Genomic DNA, 6,503 nt, shown 5'->3' with positions numbered 1-6,503 from the left:
CAGAAGACCGAGGTCGTCCTGGCCGTGATAGCGGCGTGAGTGAGCCCGTTCGAAGGGTCGGCGGTCAGGCGCGGGCGGTGTCCGGGCACGCGTGCAGGCGGTGGACCAGCGACGTGCGGGACGTCCGGGCGACCGGGAACCGCGACGAGCACAGCGCGGACCGGTCGCCACCCGCGGGGAGCACCGGGCGCAGCCGGACAGGTGCCACGGACTGGCGGGCGAGGAACGCCTGTGCGACGCCGACGAGCGCGGCGTGCCGGTGGAAGCCGTCGTCGGACCGCCCGCGGTAGTCGTCGAGCCCGAGCGCTCCGCTGGTCCGCTCGGCGCTCGCGGGGGCGTGCTCGAGCCACCGCGCGAGGTGCTGCGCGAGGTCCGGGTCGGCGGGGGCGCCGGCGACGAGCCAGAGCTGCTGCGGCCAGGGGCGGCGCGGGTCGCCGAGGCACACGAGCTCGGCGAGCAGAGGCGGCGCTGAGCGAGCGCCGGCGGCGGCGGTGCGCTCCGGGACCTGGACCGCGATGCGGGAGACGGCGAGACGACCGGGCTCGTCGCCCGTCGCGCTCGTGCGGCGCAGGTCCCGCGTCCACGCGGCGACCTCGTGCGCGGGCGTCCAGACCCCGCGCGGACAGCGCGGGTCGGTGACCTGCACGGCCTGCCCGGGGGCGACCCGCAGCGCCACGGGCGCGCCGGGAACGGCGGCCTCGAGCCCGCGCAGGATCGAGGACACGGAGATCCCGCGGGCGTCGGCGACGAGCGGGACGGTCCCGCGCCCGGCCGCCACCGCGTCCCGGTACGCCTCCACCACGACGGCCTCCGGTGACCGTCCCGGCACGCGACCGGCCGCTCGACCGGGCGCCCCGTCCGTGCGCGGGTCCTCGTGCAGCCACCACGAGAGCGGCAGCGCCGCGCCGTCGGTCGCGGCCCACAGGCCGTAGGTGCGCCGGGGCTGGGGCAGCTCGGCACCGGCGCGGCGGGCCGGCCGGGCGGGGGTGTCCCGGTGCCGCACGACGAACGCCTGGGGGCGGCTCGTCGGCACCACGTGCTGGGCGAGCGCGCGGCGGACCGTGCGCCACGGCCACGTCGACTCGCTGACGAAGTGGTGCAGGCTCTGCTCGTTGACCTCCGCCCCCGCGGCGGCGGCGATGTTGCGCAGCGACTTGCGGCCGCTCGCGCGCAGCAGACCGGCGACGTACGCAGCTGCCTTGCGCTGCTGGTCGCGGCGCGGCAGGGCGGCGAACACGCTGCCGCAGAACTCCTCGAAGTCCGGTCTGCCGATCAGCTGGGCCGAGACGTGCGATGTCGTGGAAGTCATGAGTGCCCCCTGCAGCTCGCCGGGCGGGTGCCCGGCTCCTCGTCCCGTCGCGTGGGTCTCACGCGCGGGTCCTTGCTCACCTCGTGGCGACCGCCAGTCCGCGCCCGACCACCTCGTCGTTCAGCTCCCGGAGGTCGAGCGGCGGCAGCTCGGTGAGCAGGTCGACGATCGGGCTCCGGTACTTGTCCGCCATGTAGCGGTAGTTCGCGATGGCGCCCTCCTCGCGCTCGGCGTACCGCTTGGGGTGCGGGAGGTGCAGGGCGGTGGCGGCGCGGGCGAGCACGAACGTCGCCCCGGCGGTGAACAGGCGGTACGCGAGGTCGATGTCCTCGCCGCCCCAGCTCCGGAACGCCTCGTCGAACAGCCCGACCTCGCGCAGCTGCGCGGTCGAGGCCGAGACGTTGCAGGTCCAGTACAGGACCCAGGGCGCGGGCAGGCCCGCGAGCTCGTCGGCGTAGCGGGTGTAGGAGCGCTCCCGCATGTCGGGCCACACGCCCCGGGCGGCGAAGTCCGCGACGGTCGCGTCGACGTCCGCGAGGTCCGTCTCGGCGCGCAGCCGCTCGGCATCGTCGTCGTCCTGCTCGAAGCCGTGGACGTACCCGATCACGGCCGCGGGCCCGTCGGTGCGCTCGTGCGCCTCGAGGTGCGCCCGCACGGCCCCGCTGGTCAGCACCACCCCGCAGTCGACGAACACGCAGATGTCACCGGCGGCGGCGGTGATGCCCGCGTTGCGGGCCGCCGCGACGCGGTAGCCGTCGTCCTCCTGGTAGAGGTAGCGCATCCGCAGCCGGGTCGCGAAGTCGGCCACGACGTCCGGCGTGCCGTCGGTCGAGCCGTCGTCGCAGACGACGACCTCGAACCGGTCCGCCGCCAGGTCCTGCGCGACGAGCGACGTGAGGGTCGCCGCGAGCAGGTCGGCGCGGTTGTAGGTCGGGACGACGACGGTGGCCGTCAGCGGGTGGTCGGTGCGCACGGCGGCCTCCGGTGTCAGTGGGTGGTCGAGGTCAGGGCGGGCTCGGCGGGGCGCGGCGCCGGTCCCGAGCCGCGGCGGGCGACCAGCAGCGGCTCGGCCAGCACGACGACGAGCGCGAGCGTCACGAGCCCGGCCCCCATGAGGGGCACGAGGTGCGGGCCGCCCGCGGCCAGGACGCGGCCGCCGAGGAACGCGCCCGCGGCGATGCCGATGTTGAACGCGGTGCTCACCGCGGCCATCGCGATGTCGGTGTTCCCCGGTGCGACCTGCAGGCCGCGGTGCATGAGCGTCGCCGCGAGCGCACCGAAGCACGCCCCGGTGAGCGCCACGCACGCGACGACGACCGCGGGCCGGTGCCCGAACGCCCACAGCCCGGCGTGCGCGACGGCGAGCCCGATGAGCACGACGACCCGGCACGCCCGCGCGTGCGAGTCGAGGAACCGGCCGACGACCGTCGTGCCCACCACCCCGGCACCGCCCGAGACCGCGAGGACCAGGCTCAGCGACTTCTCGGCGAAGCCGGCGTGGTCGAGCACGTACGGCGCGATGTAGGTCAGGACGGCCATGCCGCCCGCGACGGCGAGGCACGTCGTGACGAGCAGCACGACGAACCGCGAGACGCTGGGCGTCAGCCCGCGTGCCGCACCACCCTCCTCGGGCGCGTAGCGCGGCACGAGCGCGAGCACGGCGACCGCGAGGACGACGCTGACGGCGCCGATCGCCGCGAACGGGACCCGCCAGTCGAGCTGCTGCCCGAGCCACGTCCCGAGCGGGACGCCGAGCACGGGGCCGAGGGCGCTGCCGATCGACAGCCGCGCGACCATGCGCCCACGGACCTCGGGCGGGAACAGCCCGGTCGCGGCCGCGGCGGCGATCGACCAGAACAGGGCGTGGCTGACGCCCGCGAGCACACGGGCCGCGGCGAGCACGCCGAACGACGGGGCGAGCGCCGCGAGCAGGGACGCGGTGGCGAACACGACCAGCGTGACCGTGAGCAGCCCGCGCCGGGGAACGCGGGCGGTCACGCGGGTCAGCGGCAGCGAGAACAGCACGACGACGACCGCGTACACCGTGACGAGCTGGCCGGTCGTCGACTGCTCCACGCCGAGCGAGTCGGAGATCATGGTCAGCAGGCCGCTGGGCAGCGTCTCCGACGTCACGAAGCAGAAGGCGCCGGCGGCGAGCACCGTCAGGGCGAGCACCGCGCGTCGCGGTGAGGTCAGGGGCGCCGGCGGCGCGGCGGCACTCGGGGAGGACATGACGGCTCCTTGGTCGGTGGTGGGGTGACGGTCGCGTCAGGCGACCACGGGCGTGCGGCGCGCCTCGCGCAGCGCCGCCGCCCACCACACGAGCTGGTCGAACATCGACTTGGCGGCACCCTCGTAGCGGGCGCCCTCGACGAGCCGGCCCTCGTCGTCGAACCGGTCCCAGACGCCGGAGAACACGACCTGCCTGCGGATCGTGTGGACCTGGAGCTCGGTGAACACCTGCCGCAGCTGCTCGACGCTGCGCGACCCGCCCGCGGACCCGCCGTAGGAGACGAAGCCGAGCGCCTTGCCCGCCCACTCCTCGAGCACGGTGTCGACGACGATCTTCAGGTACCCCGGGTAGCCGTGGTTGTACTCGGGCGTGACGACGACGAACGCGTCGGCCGCGCCGATGCGGGCGCGCAGCGCCTCGGTGTCCCCCGAGCCGTCGAGCGTCACGGGCACGTGCACGTCGACGAGGTCGAGCACGTCGACCTCGAACCCGCCGTGCGCCTCGAGCTGCTCGCGCACCCACCCGGCGACGACCGGGCCGAACCGCTGCTCGCGCACGCTCGCGACGACGAGGGCGACCTTGAGCTGACTGGACATGCGACTTCCCCCTGGTGCTCCTGCTGGTTCGGTACGGCTACCCCTGCGGGGCGGGCCCTGTGCTGGTCCGGACGACGAGATCGGTCGGCAGCGTCACGCGCGCGGCCTCGACGAGCGGGTCGACGAGCATGCGGGCCATGAGGCGGCCCTTGTCCTGGACCGGCTGACGTACCGTCGTGAGGCCGAGCCCGGCCGCGCGCGGCACGTCGTCGAAGCCCGTGACGGAGACGTCCCGACCGGCGACGAGGCCCCGCTCACGCAGCTCGTCGAGCACGCCGAGGGCGAGCACGTCGGTGGTCGCGACGATCGCGGTCGGGGCGAGCGGGAGCCCGAGCGCGAGCGCGGCCGCGGCGCGGCCGGCCGCGGGCGTGTTCTGGCCCGCGGAGACCGTGGCGACCTGCGCGCCGGCGCCCAGACCGACCTCGGCGCCGCGCGCCCGCAGCCGCGCGTACGGGAAGATCCGCGGGTCGTCGGGGTCGGCGAGCGCGACGTCGTCGTCGTCCATGCTGTCCGCGACGACGATGACGCGCCGGTGCCCGAGGCCGCGCAGGTGCGCCCCGACGACGACCGCGGCGTCGTGGTCGTCGACGAGCACGCACGGCCCGTCGCCGTCGACGGTCCCGACGACCGGGACGCCGCGCTCGGCGAGGACGCGCAGCACCGGGTGCGTGGGGTCGACGCCGTCGGCGATCACGCCGTCCAGCGCGGCCTGGCGCACGGACTGCAGCAGCCGCAGCTCCTCGTCGCGCGAGTAGGTGCGCGACACGACGTGCGGACCGACGGGCATGAGCAGCACGTTGGTCGCCTGCTCGCTCGCGACCTGCGCGATGCCGGTGAGCAGGTCGAGGCAGTACGGGTCGCTGAACGCGTACGTGAGGTCCTGCGCGAACAGCACGCCGACCGACCCGGTGCGGCGGCTGCGCAGCGAGCTCGCGATCGGGTTGGGACCCGGGTAGCCGAGGCGGTCGGCGGCGTCGAGCACGCGCTCGCGCACCGCGGGGGTCATCTGCTCGGGCCGACGGTAGGCGTTCGACACCGTCGACGGCGAGACCCCGGCCGCGGCGGCGACGGTCTTGATGCTGGGACGCTCGCCCACCGTGACCTCCCCTGTCCGCACTCGGCCGCTCGTCTGCTGGATCGTTCTAGTAGATCGTATTACTGGATCGTTGCACCGGCACCCCGGCAGGGTCAACACCCGTCCGGCACGCGACCTGACAGACGCGTCCGGAGCCCCGCCGTACCGCACGGCGGCGCCGCTACTGTGACGGCCCGTCCGAACGGCGAGGTCAGGGGGACGACGTGGCGACGTTCGTGTGGGCGTGCTTCGACGGCGGCGGGAACGTGCCGCCGAGCGTGGGGATCGCGCACGCGCTCACCGCGCGCGGGCACCGGGTCGTGTTCGCCGGTCGGCCCGAGATGGCGCCGCGCGTGACGGCCGCGGGGCTGCCGGCGACGGTCCTCGAGTCGTCCTACGCGCACGCCGAGGCCTACGCGTGGCACCCGCGGGGCCGCCTGTTCAGCTACCTCACCGACCCGGCGGTCGGCGACGAGGTGCTCGCGGTCGGCGCGGACGAGCACGCCGACGTGCTCGTCGTCGACGCGATGTTCGGCGCCGCGCTCGACGCCGCACCCCGGGCCGGGCTCCCGGTGGCCGTCATGCTCCACACCTTCCTGCACCGCACGATCGACGGCTGGGAGACGCTCATGGGCGACCAGGCCGCAGCGCGGCACCGCGCCGGTCTGGGGGCCATGGCCGACGTGCGCACGCTGTGGGGACGCGCCGACGCGCTGCACGTCAACGCGCTCGAGGAGTTCGACTCCCCCGCCCGCTCGCCGTGGCCCAACGCGCGCCACGGCGCACCCGTGCTCGCGCTGGACTCGCGCGCCAAGCCCCTGGGCACCGCGCACGACGACCGCCCGCACGTCGTCGTGAGCTTCAGCACCGCGGTCGCGCAGTCGTCGGTCGGCAAGCTCCAGCGCACGCTGGACGGCCTGGCCGGCCTGCCGGTCCGGGTGACCGCGACCGTCGGCGCCGTCCCGCCCGAGTCGCTCGTCGTGCCGCCCAACGCCACCGCGGTCGCGTTCGCCGACCACGGCCGGCTCATGCAGGACGCCGCTCTCGTCGTCACACACGGCGGGCACGGGACCGCGATGCGCGCGCTGCGGCACGCGGTGCCGGTGGTCTGCCTGACGGGGCGCGCCGAGGACCAGGAGGGCGTCGCCGCGCTCGACCAGCCGCGCGTCGCCGCGTTCCTCGAGGAGCGGGGCGCCGGGCGCTCGCTGCCGGCCGACGCCCCGGCGCAGGCCGTCGCCGCCGCGGCCGGCGCGGTGCTGACCGAGGCGTCCTACGCGGCGGCCGCCCGCC

Annotated in this window: 6 protein-coding genes; 1 reads left to right on the top strand and 5 read right to left on the bottom strand. The window is 75.8% G+C overall.

Annotated features, from left to right (window positions below; genetic code table 11):
• Positions 1–64: 64 nt before the first annotated feature.
• From CUD01_RS16015 to CUD01_RS15995, 5 genes are all read right to left on the bottom strand, one after another.
• Complete coding sequence (locus tag CUD01_RS16015; RefSeq protein WP_141322495.1) at positions 65–1,309, bottom strand: transposase; 1,245 nt, start codon at positions 1,307–1,309, stop codon at positions 65–67.
• A 76-nt stretch (positions 1,310–1,385) separates the two neighbouring features.
• Complete coding sequence (locus CUD01_RS16010) at positions 1,386–2,282, bottom strand: glycosyltransferase (RefSeq protein ID WP_208405297.1); 897 nt, start codon at positions 2,280–2,282, stop codon at positions 1,386–1,388.
• A gap of 14 nt (positions 2,283–2,296) precedes the next feature.
• Positions 2,297–3,541 (bottom strand): MFS transporter, encoded by a 1,245-nt coding sequence (locus CUD01_RS16005; protein WP_094181140.1) that lies wholly within the window; start codon positions 3,539–3,541, stop codon positions 2,297–2,299.
• Between the two features lie 36 nt (positions 3,542–3,577).
• Positions 3,578–4,138, bottom strand: coding sequence for an NADPH-dependent FMN reductase (locus tag CUD01_RS16000; RefSeq protein WP_141322494.1), 561 nt, complete (start codon positions 4,136–4,138; stop codon positions 3,578–3,580).
• Positions 4,139–4,175: 37 nt separating this feature from the next.
• Entirely contained in the window at positions 4,176–5,234 is a 1,059-nt protein-coding gene (locus tag CUD01_RS15995; protein ID WP_166772069.1) for a LacI family DNA-binding transcriptional regulator, read from the bottom strand.
• A gap of 203 nt (positions 5,235–5,437) precedes the next feature.
• Between CUD01_RS15995 and CUD01_RS15990 the strand changes: the two genes are divergently transcribed.
• On the top strand, positions 5,438–6,503 hold a 1,066-nt coding region (locus CUD01_RS15990), incomplete at its 3' end, for a glycosyltransferase (RefSeq protein ID WP_141322492.1).

This window comes from Cellulomonas uda (assembly GCF_006538705.1).
In the GTDB taxonomy this organism is placed as follows: domain Bacteria; phylum Actinomycetota; class Actinomycetes; order Actinomycetales; family Cellulomonadaceae; genus Cellulomonas; species Cellulomonas uda.
Note: the sequence above shows the minus strand (reverse complement) of the source record. Positions and strands in the feature narration are given on the sequence as shown.